Source organism: Neptunomonas phycophila (assembly GCF_001922575.1).
Taxonomy (GTDB): Bacteria; Pseudomonadota; Gammaproteobacteria; order Pseudomonadales; family Balneatricaceae; genus Neptunomonas; species Neptunomonas phycophila.
In genome coordinates this window covers 2,275,711-2,294,984 of record NZ_MRCI01000001.1, presented here as the reverse complement: position 1 = coordinate 2,294,984, position 19,274 = coordinate 2,275,711, and the positions used below count along the sequence as shown (strand labels likewise).

Genomic DNA, 19,274 nt, shown 5'->3' with positions numbered 1-19,274 from the left:
AGCGCAATGCTTATGGCCCGCCCTATATTGCTTAGCAAACGTACTACACTTCGCCGTCATTGCTCCAATGCAACGCGTGCAGAAACTGGCTTTCACTAAAATGCTGAACTTCACCCTTTGTTAGGGCATTTCCAAACGTAGCAGCCCAGTCCATCCATTGAGGACCACCGACAATTGCAATGCGTATAAAATCTTGTGCGTGGTTGATGCCGAGTTTTGCATCTTCCCAGATAGCACCGACCTCAAAGCCCGTAAAAGTTTGGTCAAAGTAAATAACCATGCGTAACGGGCCAAATTTTTGTACTTTGTCTTCAATTAAAGGTACTAAAATTTCTTGGTAATCTTGGGTGCTGAGCTTTTCTGAGGCTTGTACACAAATGAAATCGCCAGCAGTATCGGGTAGGACAGATAGCATAATTAGCCTTATAAAATGAGGTAAATAACATTGAATAAGGCTAATTGTACGGGAGCTTTATGCCGTGAACCAGTTCTCAAGGAAGAGATCGATCAGTGCATCGCCATCTTTAATGAGGTTAATTCGGTTGCAACGATCCTGCATATTAATATCAATCAGGCCGTGGGCATAACTCCAGAGCGCACTGGCAAGCAGCTCCGGGGAGTAATCTTTGCGTAGCTTTTGCTTATCCGCTAAATTTTGAATAGCGATCAATAAATGGCTGTATATGCTCTGGGCTTTGTCTTCGAGGAAGGTTTGAAGGTCAGTCTGTTGTGTTGTAGCTTCGACAGAGTTCATCACAATGCGAACGGCCTGGCTGGCTTTTTCGTCTTCGGCTATAGTGCTAATCATACGTTTTATTGTTGATTTGAAATACTCAACCGGTTCTGGCTCATTGAGTTGTAACAAGGCATTAAACGTATTTTTTAATAAGTGTGAAGCGTCGCGCTGCCACAAGGCTCTGATCACGTCTTCTTTGTTATCAAAGTGCCAATAGACAGCACCACGAGTCATCCCTGTGTACTTGGCAATATCATTCAGGGTGGTGTGGCTGGCGCCTTGCTTGTTGAATAGCACTGCGGATGCATCGAGAATGGCATGGTAGGTTTTAAGCGCTTCTTCTTTAGTTTTTCTAGCCATATTAATTAGTTTCTATTTTAACAAGTGTATTTACAGGGTATTATACATACAAACAAGAATGTATAAAGGTGGTGGGTAAAATATGTATCGTCTTATGATGTTGATTACATCGGTTCTGATTTTGACCGCCTGTGGAGAAGAGGCAGAGTCCCAATCTACACAAGAGCCAGTCATCAGACCTGCAAAAATCGCAGTAGTTCAGGGTGCAGAGCAGCAAGCAAGACGAATTTTTCCGGGTACTATCGAGGCGGCTCAACATTCTGCATTAAGCTTTAGGGTATCAGGGGAGTTAACAAAGTTACCAGTTCAAGCCGGTGCCCGTGTCGTTAAGGGACAAGTCTTGGCTGAATTGGACCAATCCGATTACAAAAATACCTTGGCTGACCGTCAGGCTAAGTATGACTTAGCCAATATCCAGTATAAGCAGATTAAATCGCTGCTAGAGAAAAACTATGCCAGCCAAACCAAACTAGATGAAGTACGCGCTAACTTAAAAGCGGCACAGTCGGCCCTTGCGATTGCACGTGACAATTTAAGCTACACAAAGCTGGTGGCGCCATTTGATGGTGTAGTAGCACGTGTTGATGTTGAAAATTACCAGTCTATTCAGGCATTAAACCCTATTATAGAGCTACAAGATGTAGGCGATGTCGATATTGTATTTAATGTTCCCGAAGCCTTGTTAACACAAATTAATCCGCAAACCGCACGTGATCTGTGCGGCGTGGTCCGCTTCGATAGTCGGCCTGATCAGGAGTTCCCCGCCTGCTATAAAAAGCATGACTCAGTACCCGATACATTAACTCGGACTTATCAAGTTGTGTTTACTATGCCTCAAGGGAGCAGTTTTTCGGTATTACCGGGCATGTCTGTGAGTATCGAGGTTAATCTGGCTCCGGCTTTATTACAAGCGGCTGAAACCGTCGTGAGTGTGCCGCTAGAGTCGGTTTTTGAACGGGGTGGTAAAGAGTACGTTTGGTTGCTGGATGAAGCGCTTGTTGCCTCTTTGCATCCGGTTAGTGTGATCAGCATCGTCGATGATCATATGTTGGTTGAAGGGGTAGCCTCGGGAAGTAAAGTGATTGCCGCCGGTGTGAGTTACGTGCAAGAAGGGCAGCAAGTTCGTCCTCTCGCTAAAGAACGTGGGCTGTAAGCTGAGGCAATTTCATGAATTTAGTTGATTACACCGTACGCCACCGCTCAGTGTCTTGGATGGTTATTGTCCTATTAATTGGGGGAGGCATTCTCTCATTCCTAGGGCTGGGCCGTTTAGAAGACCCCGCATTTACGATAAAGCAAGCGTTGATCAATACCCAATACCCTGGGGCATCTCCACAAGAAGTCGAAGAGGAAGTGACGCTAGTACTCGAAGATGCGATTCAACGTTTACCTTACGTTGACCACATAGAGTCGACCTCCAGTGCGGGGCTCTCTCAAATTAAAGTAGAGATGAAAAGCATTTACCGTAAGGATGATCTCGCGCAAATTTGGGATGAGATGAGGCGTAAAATTAATGACAACGCCATGTATTTGCCGCCCGGTGCCGAATCACCGATGGTGATTGATGACTTTAGCGATGTTTATGGAATATTTTTAGCCGTTACCGGAGAGGGGTTCGATTACCAGCAGCTTGCCGATTACACGGATTTTTTAAAGCGGGAGCTCGTTCTGGTGCCTGGCGTTGGCAAGGTTACCGCCGGTGGTGAGCGTAGCGAACAAATCCAGTTGGAAATTGACCGCGCGAAACTAGCGGCATCTGGCTTTTCGGTCGCTGCTTTACAGCAGGTACTCAGTAATCATAATTTGGTTAATGATGCCGGTAAAATCCAAGTTGGCAGCGAATATATCCGTATATCTCCCAAAGCGAGTGAAAACTCAGCTGTTTCGGGGCTGTCCAGCATCCTCTTAGGGCAGGCTAACGGTGAGTTGGTTTACCTGACTGATATAGCCAAGATCAAAAAGAACTATGTTGATCCCCCCACGCATTTATACCGTTTTAATGGCGATTCGGCCCTCACACTCAACATCTCGTTTGCTAACAATGTCAACGTAGTAGAGGTTGGCAAGGCCGTAAACAAGCGTATGGCCGAGCTGGAATACGCGCGTCCTGTTGGGGTTGAGCTCAATTATATTTATAACCAACCGCAGCGTGTTGAAGAGTCTGTAAATAACTTTTTAATCAGTCTTGGGCAAGCGGTAGCGATCGTAGTTATTGTTTTGCTGCTCTCGATGGGGCTGCGACCCGGCATATTAATGAGTGGCGTATTACTGCTGACAATTCTCGGTACGTTTATTGTGATGCGTATTATGGATATTGAGCTGCATCGAATATCGCTGGGGGCATTAATTATTGCATTGGGTATGTTGGTGGATAATGCGATTGTGATCACCGAAGGCGTGCTCATAGGTATGCAGCGCGGGCTATCGCGGTTGGCGGCGGCAAAACAAATCGTGTCGAACACCTCGTGGCCACTGTTGGGCGCAACGGTTATAGCTATTACAGCGTTCGCGCCTATCGGCCTGTCGCCCGATGCCAGCGGTGAGTTCACCAATAGCTTGTTTTGGGTGCTATTAATCTCACTGTTTTTGAGCTGGATACTGGCCATTACCATTACCCCTTTCTTTTGCTATCTGCTGTTTCGTGATCAAGTCGCAAATGGGAAGCAGGCAGAACCAAACGACCCGTATCGTGGCATCGTCTATCGAGTGTTTCGCCACATGCTGCGCTTTACTCTCCGTTTTAGGGTACTCACGATGCTGTGCATGTTGGCGATTTTAGCCACATCGCTTTGGGGCTTTAAATTTGTTAAGCAAGGCTTTTTCCCAACCACATCACTTCCGATTGTATTGGTAGATTACTGGCTACCCGAAGGGACTGATATCAGGGCTACAGAGCGTGATATAGAGCAGTTAGAACAACGCATTTTATCGCTCGACAATGTAGCGAAGGTTACTAGCACAATAGGCCAAGGCGCCGAACGTTTTATGCTGACTTACAACCCAGAGCGTAACTTTGCGAACTACGCTCAATTGATATTAGAAACCCACAGTTACGAACAAATAAAGCCAACACTGAATACCATCACTGATATTTTGAATGATGAGTTCCCGCAGGCATTCACTAAATTCACCCGTATTTCGATTGGCCCCTCGACAAAAGCTAAAATTGAGGCCCGCCTAAAAGGGGCGGATCCCGATGTCCTGCGCGAGTTGGCGTTAAAGGTGACTGCGGTATTTAATGCAGAACCCGAAGCGGTTACGGTAGATCAAGATTGGCACAATCGCACGAAAGTGCTGCGTCCTATATATGATGAGGCAGAGGGGCGACGTTTAGGCGTGAGCGAAGCCGATTTGAGCGATGCGCTTAAAATACACGTTAATGGTTTGCGCATTGGCGTGTTTCGCGATGGCTCTGAGTTGCTACCCATTGTGCTGCAAGCACCAGAAAGCGAGCGTAATGGCGTAGAGTCGCTCCAAAACATACAAGTGTACAGCTCAACCCAAGGGGCTTATGTCAGTATTGGGCAGTTGGTTAAGTTTATAGACATCGATTGGGAAGACCCGCTCATTAAGCGCCGCGATCGTAAACGAACCTTGGCCGTGTTGGCCGACCCCAACCCGGAAACGGGGATTACAGCAACTGATCTATTCGCTAAATTACGTGATAAGGTCGAGGCGATCGAACTACCTCATGGCTATGAGCTTGAATGGGGTGGTGAATACGAAAGCCAACAAAAAGCGAACAAAGCCGTATTTACTCCTTTCCCTCTGGGTATCTTAGTAATGTTCGTTATTACCGTATTCATGTTTAACTCCATCAAACAAACACTCGCTATTTGGCTAACGGTTCCATTGGCTATTATCGGCGTTACCTTTGGCTTAATTGTGATGGGCGCGCCTTTTAGCTTTACAGCGCTGCTGGCTATTCTTAGTTTGGTGGGCATGCAAATTAAAAATGGCATTGTATTAGTCGAAGAAATTAAGCGCTTGCAAGAGGTGGAGTCTTACGGCTGGTTAGAAGCCATTGAAGAAGCCGCTGTCAGCCGGGTACGCCCTGTAACAATGGCTGCTATCACCACTATTTTAGGTATGATCCCGCTGCTGGCAGATGTGTTTTTCGAGCCGATGGCTGTCACCATTATGTACGGTTTAGGGTTTGCGACTGTGCTAACGTTGTTTGTGGTACCCGTGTTATTCGCGCTCTTTTATCGTGTTAAGGCGTGATAAATGGGAATCTAATAGACTGTTTGCTTAATATGGATTGATTAAAAACTAACCAGGGACGGTTATGAATACTACGCTTATTACTCGTGCGTTTTTTTCCGCTGTATTGGTACAAAGTACTTTAACTTTACCTAGCACCGTTGGTTATGCCTTCGCCGATCACCAGCCCCCACTGCAATTGGCCGAAACACTCGATGTAGCCGATATCGATGTCGATTTAAGCCGCTATTATTATGCTGAAAAGTTAGATGGAGTTAGGGGATTTTGGAATGGCCAGTCTTTACTCACGCGTCAAGGTAACCCCATTCAGGCTCCGGAATGGTTTTTAGATCAGTTGCCTTGGTTCCCTGTTGAAGGCGAGTTGTGGCTAGGGCGAGGGTTATTTGATGAGCTATCAGGCTTGGTGCGTCAACAGACGCCAGATGACCACGAATGGCGCAAGGTTCGCTTTATGTTATTTGATTTGCCCGGGCATGCAGGTCGTTTTGTTGATCGCCGCAGTGCGTTGGAAAACTGGGTGCGGCTGCATCCGCGAGACAATGTACATTTGGTAGAGCTGCACCGGTATCAATCAAATGATCAGCTGTTAGATACACTCGAACAATGGCAGTCTGACGGTGCCGAAGGCATCATGCTCTACAATGGCGACGGGTATTATCACAGCCGACGCAGCCAAGATTTGCTTAAGCTAAAAGGTTATCAAGATGATGAGGCCGTTGTCGTTGGCTACCTTCCCGGTAAAGGGAAGTACGAAGGGGTCGTCGGCTCGTTATTAGTCGAGAACAGCGAAGGCGTTCAGTTTAAGGTCGGCTCCGGATTAACCGATAACGATCGAGCTAACCCGCCCGATATCGGGGCAACAATTACTTACCGTTATAATGGCCTCACCACCTACGGTAAACCGCGCTTTGCACGTTACGAGCGCCTATATCGCCCTTAAGCCATCAGCTAAGGGCGCAGGAAACCAGCCAGCAGGACTGAGGCTAGGCTGGTAACGCGCCTGTTAAATACTCGTATGCTTCTCGTAACTCAATAAAGTCGTGTGGGTTGCCCCCTTTATCCGGGTGGCACCTCGCCGCCATACGTTGAAATTGGCGTTTAGCCGAGTGTTGAGTTGCCAGAGCAGGGTCCAGCGCTAATAGTTCGCAGCATTGGGTTATTTTATGGGGCGATAAGCACCGCGCCCAAAACTGGTTGAGTAGGGTGTTCACCGCTTGTTCGTTGGTGTTGTCGTAATGTTGCCAATCGAGATAATAATCCGCTAGCGCCGAATCACGAGTGTTGCAGGGTAGTTGGGTCGATTGAACGGTTTGAGCGGATACGCTAGCCGTAGTATTAGGGGCCAAATAATTACGTAAAGGCGAAATGTGCAAATAACCGATGCCTTCTTGCCATAAAATGCGTTGGGCTTGGTATAAAGCATTCATGGCTAAAAAGTTCTTTTTAAACAAGATGACTTCGTGAGGCTCGTGAGACAGATCATCAAAAATACCCGCCTCTTGGCACTCGCGTATCAGGTCTAAAAGGCTAAACCCCGCGCACGAGTTGGCTGAGTCGGCTTTTAAAATACCAAGCGCTAAAGGCAAAGCGGGGTTGTTAATCAAAACCAGTTAAGCTCCTGTGATTGAGTACCCCTGTGCGGCGGGCTGAGGCTACGTAAGAAGCTATCGGCTTGGCACATCGAATGTTTAACCGTATGCTGCACGTCATTATTGTTTGATAGACCTAAGGACCCCGTGTGAAGAACTTATCTAAAATGCATCGACGTATCTTACTAGTCTTAATTTTAGGCGCAGTTTGGCTGGTTAATGAGTATAACGATGGTCGTTTATTCAATAACCCGACCGTGAAGGCAATGCTGGATAGCCAAAGCCAGCAAAGTAATAACACCTCATCTTCTTCGGCCAATACATCGTCGGTTACCGCCGCATTACAAGGTCAAGCACAAGTCGATCAGGCTTTTGCACAACAGCGTAGTGATCTAATTGTTACGTTAGATGCCGAAGTCATTAAAGTGCTGCCAGACGATAACAAAGGCTCGCGCCATCAGCGTTTTTTGCTCAAACTGGATTCGGGCTTAACGGTGCTTGTAGCACATAATATTGATTTAGCCCCGCGTGTGGCTGATCTGAGCCGTGGCGATGTAATCCGCATTAAAGGTGAATACGAATGGACCGATAAAGGCGGCGTCATTCACTGGACACACCACGACCCGGCTGGTCGCCACGTTGGCGGCTGGATCGAACGCAATGGGCAGCGCTACGAGTAGTATTTACAGCCGCATGTTAGCGTTTAACCTTAGTGTTTATCTGTGTTAGTTGCTGCAAAAGGCGACTACACTGGACGTAATTAATAGGAGACTTTTACATGATCAGTATTGGAAGTGAAATCCCAGCAGTTAACGTCACTGTTGTAACACCAGAAGGTCAAGAAGCCGTTGTAGCTAGCGAGCTATTTGCCGGTAAAAAAGTCGTTTTGTTTGCGGTTCCCGGTGCCTTTACACCGACGTGTTCTGCGCATCACTTGCCGGGCTACGTTGTTTTGGCAGATGAGATCAAAGCCAAAGGCGTGGATATGATTGCATGCATCTCTGTTAACGATGCATTTGTGATGAAAACATGGGGTGAGCAGCAAAATGCAGAAGCAATCACTATGATTGCTGATGGCGGCGCGGCGTTTACAAAAGCCCTAGGCCTAACTATGGAAACAGGTGACTTTGGGGGAACACGCTCGCAACGTTACGCCATGATTATTGAAGACGGCAAGGTAACAACATTGAATGTTGAAGAGCCTAAGCAGTTTGAAGTCAGCAAAGCGGAAACGATCCTAGCGGCTCTTTAACACCGCTTGCACGAGCCATAGCTACAAAAGCTACAAAAAAAGTTACAAAAAACTATAAAAAAAGCCCTAAGTGATTATCAGCTTAGGGCTTTTTTATGCGCTGTATCAATAGGGGATATTGACCAACTTATTGGCTAACGCGAATACCTTCAACGTAAAGCTCAAGGTAAACCGTTTCAGCCGCAGGGCCTAGGTTGTAATCGATACCAAAGTCTTTCAGTTTGATTTCCGCTGTGCCTTCAAAGCCCATACGGTAATCGCCCCAAGGGCTATCACCTTCGCCCATTTTTGTAACAGCCATCGTTACAGGCTTAGTGACACCGTGCAGTGTTAAATCGCCTTGTACTGTAGCCGTGTTATCGCTGCCTGGCTCAAACGATGTGCTCACAAATTTCGCCATTGGGAATTCGCTTACATCTAAAAAGTCTTTGCTACGTAAATGCTTATCACGCTCGGCGTGGTTAGAATCTACGCTTTCTGTATCGATTTCTACCGCAACAGTCGATGCTGATGGGTTGGCCGGATCATAACTGAAAGTCCCTTCGAAGTTATTAAAGCGGCCGTTTAACCAGCTAAAGCCTAAATGATTAATCTTAAACTCAACAGCCGCGTGAGCACCTTGCGAGTCAATGACGTACTCGGCAGCAAATAATGGCGAACTGGCCAGTACAAGGCTGCCAACGGCTAAAGTTTTAGTCATAACGTTTTTCATGGAGTCTCCTGTTTCCCCAACATGCGGTTGAGGGTTTCATCTTTATCAATAAAGTGGTGTTTAAGCGACGCTACCGCATGCAAACCAGCCAAAATAACCAGTGAGGTGGCGGCGTACCAATGTACAGAACCGGCGATATCTTCTTGGTGCTCGATAAGTTCGGGAATAGCCGGCACCATAAACCAATTAAACACTTCAATACCGCGCCCATCGGCGGTAGAAATTAAGTAACCGGATGCCAAGACAGTCAAAATAAGAGCATACAGCGCAATGTGTGCAGCATGAGCGCCTAAACGCACCAGTGGGCTGTGCGTTGCGATAGCCGACGGCGTTTTGTTCGCCAAGCGCCACACAATACGTATGCCAACAACAGCGGCCAGAATCAGGCCAATGCTTTTGTGAATATGGGGGATAGTGCGGTATTCAGGGTCGTAATAGGTGAGGGTATCAATGTACCAGCCTAACGGATACATGCCGATTACTGCTAGCGCAACAATCCAGTGCAATGCAATTGCTCCCCAACCATACGTATCTGTTTGATTAGTGAGTGTGTTAACCATTGGCATTCTCATTTCCCTTTATAACCATAATTGATATGACCAGTGTAGAGGGATATAGTTCTTTCATATAATGCATTTTGGTGAATCTAACTATGCGCGAAGTGAATTTGCGATCCATTGACTTGAATCTGCTGGTGGTCCTAGAGGCTTTATTAGAAGAGCGACAAGTCACCAAAGCCGCTGAACGATTACACATGAGCCAGCCCGCCGTGAGCCGAGCATTACAACGCTTGCGCCATACCTTCTCGGACCCTTTGCTGGTCCGATCCGGCGATGGTTATGATCTGTCCGAAAGAGCCAAACAGATCAGCACCGATGTGAAATCAGTGTTGGCTAACATCAAACAGATTATTGCTGAGCCGCAGTTTGATCCCTCCACATCCAAACAGATCATTCAAATAGCGGGCCCTGATCTCGAAATGGCGCTGTATTTGTCGGATCTTTTAGGCGTGCTGCAAGAGGCCGCACCCTTGATGCAAGTAGAGCTCGATTCGCGCCCCGCCGATTACTTCGAAATGCTCGCACGTGACGATATCCACTTTGCGGTGTCTGGCTTTGGACCAAACGTAGGTGAAGACCAGTTCCATCGAACGCTTCTTGGTCAAACGGGCTTAGCCATCGTGATGGGAGCCAACAACCCACTGGCCAATAAAGAAATAACATTAGATGAGTACCTAAACGCGCGTCATGGGTATGTGTCATTAACGGGGCAAGGCCCTGCATTTATGGATACCCACTTAAAAGAACTACGCCGTAAGCGAACAACTGTACTGCGCCTAACCAGCTTTATGGGAGTGGCCGATTTTTGCGAAACCACCGATCTGCTTTTTATGTTGCCTGTCTCGCTTATAGAACGCCTAGCGATAGGGCGCAATGTAGTAACACGGCCTTTACCCACCGATTTAAAATTACCTGACTTAAATATTTATCTGTACTGGCACGCCCGACACCACAATGACCCTATGCACCGTTGGGTTCGAGAGCAAATTGCTCATACTTTAAACAAAAAAGTTCCCAACAGGAGATAGCTGGCCACTTAGTTAAGGAATTTTTTGCAATCCATTTTCATGCTGTTATACTTCGCGCCAGCTAACGAGTTAACCACTCTGATTGCCGTTATGGTAGTCCTGCTGGTCCTCTCGCAATGATAAACCGTGAACCTGGTCAGGCCCGGAAGGGAGCAGCCACAGCGGTGGATTCATGTGCCGGGATGTGGCTGGTGGGGCTGCCCCCATACCTTCCTCTTTGTTATTTTTAAGCCTCATCCAGCAGGCTTGTACAATTCTTCTTTTCTATATTTCTAAAGCAACATTCTTTGCGTCTTAACAGTAGCTTGTCTTCAACTACGCGCCTTGTGGATAGCTATGTCTTATTGTTTGTGCGCTTATACCGCGCATTTGGGATAAGTATAAAATATGGCTTGGTTTGCAAAGCGAGCATACACTTTTTGATACTGGACAACGGCTAGAAACGATCTAGAATCAATAAACTATCGTTATCAACAAGGAAGATAACGCGCATAGCCAAGAATGATCATGCGCAAGCGCGTTTACAGGGAACCGTACTTTTTGAATAAATCCACTTTTTTACTATTAAGCAATACCTTAAGTGCCATTTCTGATCTTAGAGTCAGGGGTGTGTACGCGCATGCGCATGAATAAAATGTTAGGCAGCCACCATACTTGTTAGGTCAAAAATTTAATTATCTTCTACTCAAATAATATGGAGTTCCTATGGAAGAAAAAATGTTCTATGAAACTAGTAATGTTTCTGTATCAAATAGTCGTTTTATTGTTGATGGACAAACATATGCAATGAGTAATGTTACTTCTGTTAAAACAGGAAAAGAGGAGGCTAAAAAAGGTGCGGGGATCGTTATTGCTATAATTGGCTTGGTTGTCTTATTTGGTGTTCCATCATATTTATGGGGAATCATTATTATAATTGTCGGAGTCTTAGCTTTTTTAGGTGCTAAAGATAAATACTCAGTTATATTGAGTACCTCGGCAGGAGAAAATCAAGCACTAACAAGTGAAGATAAAAATTATATTGAAAGTGTTGTTTCCGCTCTAAATGAATCAATAGTGAGCAGAGGATAACCTAACCTAACAAGGCGTCTCAATTGACAAAATGTAGTGCCATATATCTTGCAACTGAACTTTGCGTTAGTGGCGTGTCGGGTTACGAAGTTTGAAGTGCTTGGTGAATCGAAGTGTAGAATCCCTATGGAGTTAATAGGCTATTTGTTGATTAATAAAACGCATAGTAGTCATGTGTTGTAATATTGTATATGTGACAAAATTTTTTATCTAATAAAATTAGAATTATCAGGATTTAATCGGAAATTTTAAAAGGAGTATTAAATGAGAGTAGTAACTGTTTTGATGACCACTGTTTTGTTAGCAGGCTGTAGCGTTCAAGGATTAAAACAGACAAAACCAGAGCTTAAATATGGATCGCAAATTAATTTTCTTGATGAGAGTTTTTCTGCAAATTACCAGTATTTGTCAAAGTGCTGGGATGAAAATCGTCAAAAAAATTCATATGTAGGCGATAGTACAGTTTATTCAAATGTGTATACAGAGTTAAATATGGCTGAAATGTTTGTACGCCTTTATAACAATCAATATGCAGTTTTGATAGAGATGAAGAAAAAAAATGAAAACGAGACAATAGTCAATGCATGGGGCTCTAGTCAGTTTGGTATAGCGCTGGTGCCGCAATGGATGGGGGTTTTACGTGAGTGTGAGACGAAAAATATCGGTTTGAGATATAAATAATACTTGTGAGTTTTTTATAAAAACATGCAGCACTAACAAGAGCAAACACTTGACCTATAAAAGCTACGCTTTTTCGGTCAAGTGTTACAGGCGTTATACGGCATCGCTCGAGTGTGCGTTTTCTACCGTAAGCGGGCATCGCTCGAAAAGTAGCAAAAAGAAATAATATTAAATGTAAGCCCCCTTGTCTTTGGTCCGTTTTTTAAGGTCTTGATATATGAAAATTACTTCATTCGCTTTAAAGAATTATCGGCGGCTAGCCGATGTAACCTTAGTGCTTGATGATAAAACAGCGGTTCTTGTAGGTGCTAACAATAGTGGAAAAACGTCTTGCATTGGTGCTCTGCATACATTTCTAAAAAGTCCGGACAATCTCAAGGTTAGAGATATATCTAAAAAGAATTGGAAGCACATCCAAAATCTGGGTAAACAAGTCGAACATGAGTTTCCCTCCATAGAGAAAATGCAGGAGCTCTCTGATGCTCTTGTCGGGTTATTACCAAGTTTAGATATCGAGATAACAGCGGAAACGAGTGAGGCATACAAGGTTCGTGACATCCTACCAGACTTAGAGTGGAAAGGTGGAGCTCTATCCGTTCGCATAAATTATGAAGTGATTGATGTATACAAACTATTTCGTGAGTTTATTGATACGAGAGCGGTAGTATCCAAGCATCAAGGTGAGGTAAGCCTATGGCCAAAAGATCTCTGTGATTTCTTAGAGAAAGGCCGGAACTTCAGTAAGTTCATAAAGCAAAAGCACTATGTTTTGAGCAAAGAGGCTGAACCTAGTTCGAACGAAGTTTTACAGCCGCTAAAATCTGAAGCTTTGAAAAAGTTAATTCGAGTAGACGTTATCTCCGAGCAGCGGGGGCTAGGTGCTGAAGATAACGCAGATCAAAAAGGGCCATATTCAGAAAAGCAGCGGCTCAATAAGTTACTTCGAGACTATTATGAGCGTATTTTGAACCCAGAAGATTGCCCAGAGGCTGACGATCTCAAAGTCTTGGGGCAACAGCAAAATTTAGAAAATGACTTCACCAAAAGATTGAACGATCAGTTTGAGGCTCCTTTCGAAGAATTGAAAAGTATGGGTTATCCTGGTATCGGTGGTAATCCAACTGTTGAAATTTCCGCGCAAATCAGCGGAATGGATGCGTTGCAAAAATCATCATCGGTACGATACCGTTTTGATAAAAAAGATGAAGAGTTTCTTCCCGAAAGCTATTTGGGGCTCGGATACCAGAATCTTATCTATCTGACCTTTAGGCTTCTAGAATTCCGCGACAAATGGATGCGTGTTGGTAAATCGGCTTCTTCAGGAAGCAATGTCGAAGAGCCCATTGAGCCAATTCACCTGGTTTTACTTGAAGAACCGGAAGTTAATCTTCACGCCCAAGTTCAGCGTGTTTTTGTATCGAAAGCTTACGATACTTTGCGGAATCATCCCGATTTGCGCGACAAGGATACCAAAAAAGATAAGTCTGAATACCAGACACAGCTCGTGATTAGTACCCACTCCAGTCATATTATTAATGATATCGACTTCAAAAATTTACGTTACTTCCGCCGGAATGATGCGAATACGTCCATCGCAATGGACCATACAACAATTGCAAACATGTCAGAGCTTTTTGCGAATGCGAAAGATGAGCTTTTGTTTGTAAGTAAACACTTGAAGCTCACTCATTGTGACATCTTCTTTGCCGACGGCGTTATATTCGTGGAGGGGCAAGCAGAACGTCTTTTGGTACCAGAGTTCATTTCCAATAGTTTCCCAGATTTATCTAACCGGTACATCTCGATGCTCGAAGTGAACGGTGCTCACACGCACAAATACAAAGCGTTAATCGAGAAGCTTGGGGTTACGACTTTAGTGTTGACGGATCTTGACTCTGTTGATAGCAACGGGAAATCTTGTTTCCCGCAAAGAAACTCTGATCAAAAGAGCAACAATGATACTTTGAAGACCTGGCACCCACAGAAAGAAACGTTAGATGAGTTAGTAGATTTGACCAAACCGGAACATATAACAACAAGCGAAGGTGCGCCGCTTTACGTTGCTTTTCAGAAGCCGACCCAGATTTATGAACAGGAGGTTTTATCCCGAACATTTGAAGACGCTTTGATTTTGGCTAATTTTGACCAAGAGTATTTTCAGAAGGACACCAAACTCAAAGCTGCGAAATCGGCCCATGAAGATGGAAGTAAGTCGTCTTTGTCTGAGTCACTTTATGAATATGTGAAAGGTTTAAATAAGGGGAGCTTTGCTTTTGGTTGCCTATTCCATCTCGCGGAGAATGAGTCGAACAGCTTCAATCCCCCTGAATACATGAGCGATGGTCTTAAATGGCTGTCAGATCAGCTTTCACCAAAAAAATAGTGGGGACGTTATGTCAGAAGAATTCTACTTGGCGGAAACCAAACCCATAGATCATGACAGTGATGTTGATGAAGCTATTAAGGCGTGCCTGCGTATAGGGTCAGGAAAAAGCTTTATTACCTTCGCTGGGGCGGGATCAGGAAAAACCTACTCTCTAAAAAATGCTCTAGACTTCCTTAAAAATCAACATGTTGACGACTTTTCTCGACGAGGAAAGCAAATCGCCGTTGTAACCTTTACTAACAACGCTGCTGACGAAATCAAGGACCGAATCGAGCAGAACCCGATCTTCGCGGTTTCCACGATTCATAGCTTTTGCTGGGATGCAATTGGCGGCTTCAATGAGGACATACGGAAGTGGTACTTGGAAAAAATTCCCACAGAGTTAGACAGTCTCAAGGAAAAAGAAGCTAAAGGCCGAAAAGGCAAGGCATCTGATGCTCGAAAAAGGGATATCATCCGCCTAACTCAGAAATTGGAATGGTTAGCGCAACCTCGCTCATTTGATTACGATCCAAACGGAATAAATTCCTCTCCAAATGCCCTTTCGCACGCGGATGTTTTGAACATTTTCTCTAAATTATTGACCTCCAAACCGATGATGGATGAAATCATAATAAATAAATTTCCGTTCATATTTATCGACGAAAGCCAAGATACTAATAAAGACGTAGTTAGTGCATTCTTTGAGCTGCAAAAAGCCAAATCGGATAAAGTTGTTATTGGCCTGTTTGGAGATACGATGCAGCGTATCTTTGGTGGGGGAGAACCTGAGCTGGGTAAGACTCAGCCTAGCGGTTGGACTACTTTCGACAAGGAAATGAATCATCGATCAGCACGGCGCATCGTTGGATTAGGGAATCAAGTTCGTAGTGAGGATGATAAACGTAAACAGTTTGCCCGAGATGGAGCCGCGGAAGGTTATGTTCGATATTTTTTATTGTCGCACGGTGTTTCAGACAAAGACCAAGTCGAAGAGAAAATTCGTGCGAATATGGCGGAAATTACGGGTGACACGGACTGGACAGATACTCAATCCAAAGAAACCGCTATTTTACTTTTGGAACATAAAATGGCTGGACGTCGACTTGGCTTTGGTGAGCTTTGGGACACGCTTTCAAGATCAGACAAAATTAAAGATCGGATTGCTGAAGGTGAAAATACCGAACTTAACTTCTTCTCTGGCATTGTTTTTCCTTTGGCTGAGGCGAGCCGGAAGGAAAGACGAGCGGAATTGATGTATATATTGAGAGAAAACAAGTCTCCGCTGTTGGAAGCGATTGTGTTTGATGCAAACAAGGACGACCCCCTCACGCTTGCTCGAGACGCGGAACATGCATTTAGAGGTGTGGTTTCAAATGATATGGTCAGCTTTCGTGAAGTTCTAGAAGTAATTGCCGAGCATAAGCTACTTAGAATCCCTGAAAAACTGCAGTCGTTTGTAGCGGGTTTAGAAGAGGCGGAGACTAAATCAGACTCAGGCCAAATTGGAGCTGGCCCGGAGGCTGAACCAGAACCTAAGGAGCGGGATGACAGCGAAATTGCTGCTTGGGCTGAAGCCTTGGAAACTGGTTTCTTCCAGATTAAAAACTATAAAGACTACATCGATGAGAACTCAATTTTTCGAACCCATCAAGGTGTGAAGGGTAACGAATTCGAGCGTGTAATGGTTGTCATGGATGATGATGAAGCTGGCGGATTCTTATTTTCCTACGAGCAGTATTTTGGCGCGAAGGAGCTTTCTAAAGCAAGCCAAATAAAACGGGATGCAGGGGAAGAAACTGGTTTGGATCGAACTCGAAGGTTATTTTATGTTACATCTACTCGTGCGAAGAATAGCCTCGCCCATGTGATTTATACGTCAGATGTGACTAAGGTAAAGGAAAGTCTTATGGAAAAAAAATTAGCGAGAGAATGTGAAATTATCAAGTTATAAAGTCATCATTGAAACCGTATTTAATATTGAGTTTCGCACTTAATAGTCAATAGGAACGAATGTGATCCGCAGAATTATGATGTTCTCGGAAATTTAGTGAATGTCTGCTTTCGGCCAAATAAGGGCAGCGTGGGGCTACTGCATAAGCCCTGCATCTTTCGACCTACATTCAAAAGCTCGATTAAACTGCCACAAACAAACTTTACCCTGCTTGGTGTAACGGATGGCGCGATTCAAACACTACAATTACGAGCAAGCCAAGGTGATCCCACTTCGTTTTGCGGATCAGGTACAACCGAGTATGTTTGAATACACCCTCAGCCACGTTGTTGATATTGAACGCGGCCTCATTTTTTGGTGATCATGAAGCTAATGGTTGTCTGCCGGTTTTCAATACATTAAAGAAGGCTCTTGATCCCAAAAAAACCATGCTAATCCCGAATATTAGTAGTGATACATTTCAACAGATATGTATTCTGGATAATTGGTTCGAGTAATAACATTATTGTCTAGAACGTATTCGTTGTTAACTAGTTTATAACCATTACCTGAAAGATAGATATCTATCTTTTGAAGCGCGCCAGCTTTACATGCACGCATTTCAACTTTTTGAATTTCTGGTGAAACACCGTCTGCAGGTATGTACGAAAATATAGAACGGCAATCAGAAATTTCACTCACTTCCTTTATAAGATTGTCAACTAATAAAAAGTAGGTTATTGAATTTTTCTTTATGTTGTTATGCTCTTGTAAGGAGGTGTAAAGAAAATAAAATAGAAATAGAATTATTAGCGTTAAAACCGCTGGTAAAACTATTTTAGCGTACTTCATTAAAATAGCTTCCTTCTTGGGTAGGTTTGATTGTGTTCAATATTGCAGGTAAGACACTTTTCCTCGGGTATGTCGTCGACTCATCTTGAAGAGGGTATAAATAGGGAGAAAGCGTTCTGTTTTTTAATGCTCCTACTGCACCAAATTTATCCCAAATATAAGTGGATTCTGATTTAGAGACAGGTTGACATATTTCTAAGAAGTTAATGGTAGGATAAATTGCTCTATATACGCCAATAATATTAGATATTAAATCCTCAGAGCTAAACCCACTATCAGTAATTAGTGAGTAAAACCAGTTGCTTTGCATGGTTTCGAATTCCAAAGAAACCTTTAAAATTATGCTTAGAGCAATAGATTTTTTTATATCTAATGATAAGCCTTTCTGTATTTCAAATTTTTTTCTTTTACCCACAAAAGTATTGGCGTTGTATTTTTTGCTTCCCATGCTTTGCGAATATTCTACGGTGAAGTTATTTTGTGAACTCGAGTCATTGTGTTGACTCCTTTCATTCAAGATGCTTTCCCAAAGCTTACTAGCCGAGTCAGGGTAGGCATGGCCTAGATCTATCCAGCCGCACTTTTTAGTATAGATTAATCCGAATCTTTTATTCGCAAGATTGTTGTTATCAATAATATGATGGCGTTTGGACATATTCTCAACTTCCTTGTTGTAGATTTAAAGATGATCCGTGTGTGATGGTATTCCAGAGGTCTGATGCGATCAAGTTAAAGTACTACCTATCTTAAAGACAGTGTTACATCGAAAAGTATAAAGCATTACTATGGGGCTGCGGAATCTAAGGTAATACATTGAAAATGGAAGGTTTATCATCCTCAAATAATGCTTTAATACTGCATTTATCCAGTGGTAAAGCTTCCCATCAAGAGATAGCTAACTTAGAGAACATCTACTGTCTACTGGTTGGTAGTGATGTACAGTCAAATGATTCAATCTGTTTTATGTTCAAGTTCAAGAATGAATTATGGGTTGTTCCTGAATCAAGTCAGTATAGGTCGCTCAAAGAAGTGTTAGCTAAAGAACCATACAATGGCATGGTTGTTGTGGCTCAAGCTGACTATTTGCCATTTACATGGCGCAGAAACAAGTTTCTTTTTGGAATGGAGGGGAATTTAGCTATTAAGGATATTTCGAAATTTTCTGAAATTGAAAATGAATTGACGATATTGAATGACTGCACGTTAGATAGTGTTTTTAACCACTAGGAAAATGCTAGTCAATAATGGGGGCGTTAAACACCGCCCAGTTTTGCACCGGCTTCCCTTCGGCATGCTGCTAGTAGGTTTTCTATAGCGCCTTGGTCTTTTAGCGTTCTAGCGATAGCGACCGCCCCAATAATCATTGCAGTGACCGACAAAATATCTTGCTCATCACAACGAGTGTAACTCTTTGCGTACTCCATAATTGCGGTATTCATACCCTGGTAAGTGTTCGCGTATGCGGTGTTTACTTCGTCATTTTTGATATTGATATCGGTAGCCAAGAATGCCAAAGGGCAGGGGTGTTTTCCTTGGACATGTTCTACACTCAGGTACTCATTGAGCAATAGACACAGCCATTGTTGGTCCGATAGGTGGTTAGGTTTGAGGTTAGCGAGTTTAGTGCTAGTGGCAGCGAATTTTAAGGCTTCACTGTACAGCTCTGCTTTACTCGAAAAATGTGCATAAAAACCGCCTCGGGTCAGTCCGCCGTTATTCATGACTTCATCTATTGTCACGCCGTTAAAACCCTTTATGGCAAATAGTCTGAAGGCGCATTCAAGAATTTTATTACGGGTTTTGCTTTTGTGCGTCTTAGTATAGGGCATAGAAAGGGTTCGCATTATTTTTATATATGTTCTTTATCATATATAAAGATAACTTTAAGATGAAGCCTAATTGTTGGAGAGG

Annotated in this window: 20 protein-coding genes and 1 other RNA gene; 13 read left to right on the top strand and 8 right to left on the bottom strand. The window is 43.9% G+C overall.

The window, feature by feature from the left end; genetic code table 11:
- Positions 1–43: 43 nt before the first annotated feature.
- On the bottom strand, positions 44–415 hold the full coding sequence (locus BS617_RS10370; RefSeq protein ID WP_075172731.1) for a SpoIIAA family protein: 372 nt from the start codon (positions 413–415) through the stop codon (positions 44–46).
- Between the two features lie 57 nt (positions 416–472).
- On the bottom strand, positions 473–1,096 hold the full coding sequence (locus BS617_RS10365; RefSeq protein WP_075172730.1) for a TetR/AcrR family transcriptional regulator: 624 nt from the start codon (positions 1,094–1,096) through the stop codon (positions 473–475).
- Between the two features lie 82 nt (positions 1,097–1,178).
- Between BS617_RS10365 and BS617_RS10360 the strand changes: the two genes are divergently transcribed.
- The 3 genes from BS617_RS10360 to BS617_RS10350 all read left to right on the top strand — a co-directional run bounded on the left by BS617_RS10360 (position 1,179) and on the right by BS617_RS10350 (position 6,260).
- Positions 1,179–2,249, top strand: coding sequence for an efflux RND transporter periplasmic adaptor subunit (locus tag BS617_RS10360; RefSeq protein ID WP_075172729.1), 1,071 nt, complete (start codon positions 1,179–1,181; stop codon positions 2,247–2,249).
- 14 nt (positions 2,250–2,263) lie between these two features.
- Positions 2,264–5,320: an efflux RND transporter permease subunit gene (locus BS617_RS10355; RefSeq protein WP_075172728.1), complete on the top strand. Its 3,057-nt coding sequence runs from the start codon at positions 2,264–2,266 to the stop codon at positions 5,318–5,320.
- A 64-nt stretch (positions 5,321–5,384) separates the two neighbouring features.
- Positions 5,385–6,260 (top strand): DNA ligase, encoded by an 876-nt coding sequence (locus BS617_RS10350; protein ID WP_075172727.1) that lies wholly within the window; start codon positions 5,385–5,387, stop codon positions 6,258–6,260.
- Between the two features lie 43 nt (positions 6,261–6,303).
- On the opposite strand, the gene BS617_RS10345 is transcribed toward BS617_RS10350, so the two are convergent.
- On the bottom strand, positions 6,304–6,924 hold the full coding sequence (locus tag BS617_RS10345) for a DNA-J related domain-containing protein (RefSeq protein WP_170870340.1): 621 nt from the start codon (positions 6,922–6,924) through the stop codon (positions 6,304–6,306).
- 134 nt (positions 6,925–7,058) lie between these two features.
- Here BS617_RS10345 and BS617_RS10340 point away from each other — a divergent pair, with 134 nt between their 5' ends.
- Positions 7,059–7,589 (top strand): DUF3465 domain-containing protein, encoded by a 531-nt coding sequence (locus BS617_RS10340; RefSeq protein WP_212667426.1) that lies wholly within the window; start codon positions 7,059–7,061, stop codon positions 7,587–7,589.
- Positions 7,590–7,687: 98 nt separating this feature from the next.
- Complete coding sequence (locus tag BS617_RS10335; RefSeq protein ID WP_075172726.1) at positions 7,688–8,161, top strand: peroxiredoxin; 474 nt, start codon at positions 7,688–7,690, stop codon at positions 8,159–8,161.
- A 127-nt stretch (positions 8,162–8,288) separates the two neighbouring features.
- Here the strand turns inward: BS617_RS10335 and BS617_RS10330 are convergent, their stop codons facing one another.
- Both BS617_RS10330 and BS617_RS10325 read right to left on the bottom strand, forming a co-directional pair.
- Entirely contained in the window at positions 8,289–8,873 is a 585-nt protein-coding gene (locus BS617_RS10330; protein WP_075172725.1) for a YceI family protein, read from the bottom strand.
- Positions 8,870–9,439 carry a cytochrome b gene (locus BS617_RS10325; RefSeq protein ID WP_075172724.1) on the bottom strand — a complete coding sequence of 190 codons (570 nt, stop codon included), beginning with the start codon at positions 9,437–9,439 and terminating at the stop codon, positions 8,870–8,872. Before BS617_RS10325 ends, BS617_RS10330 begins: the two co-directional genes overlap by 4 nt.
- 86 nt (positions 9,440–9,525) lie before the next feature.
- On the opposite strand from BS617_RS10325, the gene BS617_RS10320 reads away from it, so the two are divergent.
- From BS617_RS10320 to BS617_RS18270, 7 genes are all read left to right on the top strand, one after another.
- On the top strand, positions 9,526–10,461 hold the full coding sequence (locus BS617_RS10320) for a LysR family transcriptional regulator (protein WP_075172723.1): 936 nt from the start codon (positions 9,526–9,528) through the stop codon (positions 10,459–10,461).
- 100 nt (positions 10,462–10,561) lie between these two features.
- Positions 10,562–10,658, top strand: an RNA gene (gene ffs, locus BS617_RS10315) — signal recognition particle sRNA small type.
- Between the two features lie 508 nt (positions 10,659–11,166).
- Positions 11,167–11,532 (top strand): DUF6232 family protein, encoded by a 366-nt coding sequence (locus BS617_RS10310; protein WP_075172722.1) that lies wholly within the window; start codon positions 11,167–11,169, stop codon positions 11,530–11,532.
- Between the two features lie 264 nt (positions 11,533–11,796).
- Entirely contained in the window at positions 11,797–12,213 is a 417-nt protein-coding gene (locus tag BS617_RS10305) for a hypothetical protein (RefSeq protein ID WP_075172721.1), read from the top strand.
- A gap of 217 nt (positions 12,214–12,430) precedes the next feature.
- Positions 12,431–14,596 carry an ATP-dependent nuclease gene (locus tag BS617_RS10300; protein ID WP_075172720.1) on the top strand — a complete coding sequence of 722 codons (2,166 nt, stop codon included), beginning with the start codon at positions 12,431–12,433 and terminating at the stop codon, positions 14,594–14,596.
- A 10-nt stretch (positions 14,597–14,606) separates the two neighbouring features.
- A complete protein-coding gene (locus BS617_RS10295) occupies positions 14,607–16,532 on the top strand; it encodes a UvrD-helicase domain-containing protein (protein WP_075173538.1) in 1,926 nt (641 codons plus the stop codon).
- Between the two features lie 223 nt (positions 16,533–16,755).
- Complete coding sequence (locus tag BS617_RS18270) at positions 16,756–16,893, top strand: hypothetical protein (protein ID WP_170870339.1); 138 nt, start codon at positions 16,756–16,758, stop codon at positions 16,891–16,893.
- Positions 16,894–16,976: 83 nt separating this feature from the next.
- On the opposite strand, the gene BS617_RS10290 is transcribed toward BS617_RS18270, so the two are convergent.
- Both BS617_RS10290 and BS617_RS10285 read right to left on the bottom strand, forming a co-directional pair.
- Entirely contained in the window at positions 16,977–17,363 is a 387-nt protein-coding gene (locus BS617_RS10290) for a hypothetical protein (protein ID WP_075172719.1), read from the bottom strand.
- On the bottom strand, positions 17,350–18,018 hold the full coding sequence (locus BS617_RS10285; RefSeq protein WP_075172718.1) for a DUF4056 domain-containing protein: 669 nt from the start codon (positions 18,016–18,018) through the stop codon (positions 17,350–17,352). The genes BS617_RS10290 and BS617_RS10285 overlap by 14 nt, the downstream gene beginning before the upstream one ends.
- Before the next feature lie 164 nt (positions 18,019–18,182).
- Between BS617_RS10285 and BS617_RS10280 the strand changes: the two genes are divergently transcribed.
- A complete protein-coding gene (locus tag BS617_RS10280; protein ID WP_075172717.1) occupies positions 18,183–18,590 on the top strand; it encodes a hypothetical protein in 408 nt (135 codons plus the stop codon).
- A gap of 26 nt (positions 18,591–18,616) precedes the next feature.
- On the opposite strand, the gene BS617_RS10275 is transcribed toward BS617_RS10280, so the two are convergent.
- On the bottom strand, positions 18,617–19,192 hold the full coding sequence (locus tag BS617_RS10275) for a TetR/AcrR family transcriptional regulator (protein WP_075172716.1): 576 nt from the start codon (positions 19,190–19,192) through the stop codon (positions 18,617–18,619).
- Positions 19,193–19,274: the final 82 nt, after the last annotated feature.

Excerpts from the sequence above, each read along its gene's own strand:
- BS617_RS10370 (WP_075172731.1), bottom strand. The coding sequence starts at position 415 with ATGCTATCTGTCCTACCCGATACTGCTGGCGATTTCATTTGTGTACAA.
- BS617_RS10365 (WP_075172730.1), bottom strand. The coding sequence starts at position 1,096 with ATGGCTAGAAAAACTAAAGAAGAAGCGCTTAAAACCTACCATGCCATT.
- BS617_RS10360 (WP_075172729.1), top strand. The coding sequence starts at position 1,179 with ATGTATCGTCTTATGATGTTGATTACATCGGTTCTGATTTTGACCGCC.
- BS617_RS10355 (WP_075172728.1), top strand. The coding sequence starts at position 2,264 with ATGAATTTAGTTGATTACACCGTACGCCACCGCTCAGTGTCTTGGATG.
- BS617_RS10350 (WP_075172727.1), top strand. The coding sequence starts at position 5,385 with ATGAATACTACGCTTATTACTCGTGCGTTTTTTTCCGCTGTATTGGTA.
- BS617_RS10335 (WP_075172726.1), top strand. The coding sequence starts at position 7,688 with ATGATCAGTATTGGAAGTGAAATCCCAGCAGTTAACGTCACTGTTGTA.
- BS617_RS10330 (WP_075172725.1), bottom strand. The coding sequence starts at position 8,873 with ATGAAAAACGTTATGACTAAAACTTTAGCCGTTGGCAGCCTTGTACTG.
- BS617_RS10325 (WP_075172724.1), bottom strand. The coding sequence starts at position 9,439 with ATGCCAATGGTTAACACACTCACTAATCAAACAGATACGTATGGTTGG.
- BS617_RS10320 (WP_075172723.1), top strand. The coding sequence starts at position 9,526 with ATGCGCGAAGTGAATTTGCGATCCATTGACTTGAATCTGCTGGTGGTC.
- BS617_RS10310 (WP_075172722.1), top strand. The coding sequence starts at position 11,167 with ATGGAAGAAAAAATGTTCTATGAAACTAGTAATGTTTCTGTATCAAAT.
- BS617_RS10305 (WP_075172721.1), top strand. The coding sequence starts at position 11,797 with ATGAGAGTAGTAACTGTTTTGATGACCACTGTTTTGTTAGCAGGCTGT.
- BS617_RS10300 (WP_075172720.1), top strand. The coding sequence starts at position 12,431 with ATGAAAATTACTTCATTCGCTTTAAAGAATTATCGGCGGCTAGCCGAT.
- BS617_RS10295 (WP_075173538.1), top strand. The coding sequence starts at position 14,607 with ATGTCAGAAGAATTCTACTTGGCGGAAACCAAACCCATAGATCATGAC.
- BS617_RS18270 (WP_170870339.1), top strand. The coding sequence starts at position 16,756 with ATGGCGCGATTCAAACACTACAATTACGAGCAAGCCAAGGTGATCCCA.
- BS617_RS10290 (WP_075172719.1), bottom strand. The coding sequence starts at position 17,363 with ATGAAGTACGCTAAAATAGTTTTACCAGCGGTTTTAACGCTAATAATT.
- BS617_RS10285 (WP_075172718.1), bottom strand. The coding sequence starts at position 18,018 with ATGTCCAAACGCCATCATATTATTGATAACAACAATCTTGCGAATAAA.
- BS617_RS10280 (WP_075172717.1), top strand. The coding sequence starts at position 18,183 with ATGGAAGGTTTATCATCCTCAAATAATGCTTTAATACTGCATTTATCC.
- BS617_RS10275 (WP_075172716.1), bottom strand. The coding sequence starts at position 19,192 with ATGCCCTATACTAAGACGCACAAAAGCAAAACCCGTAATAAAATTCTT.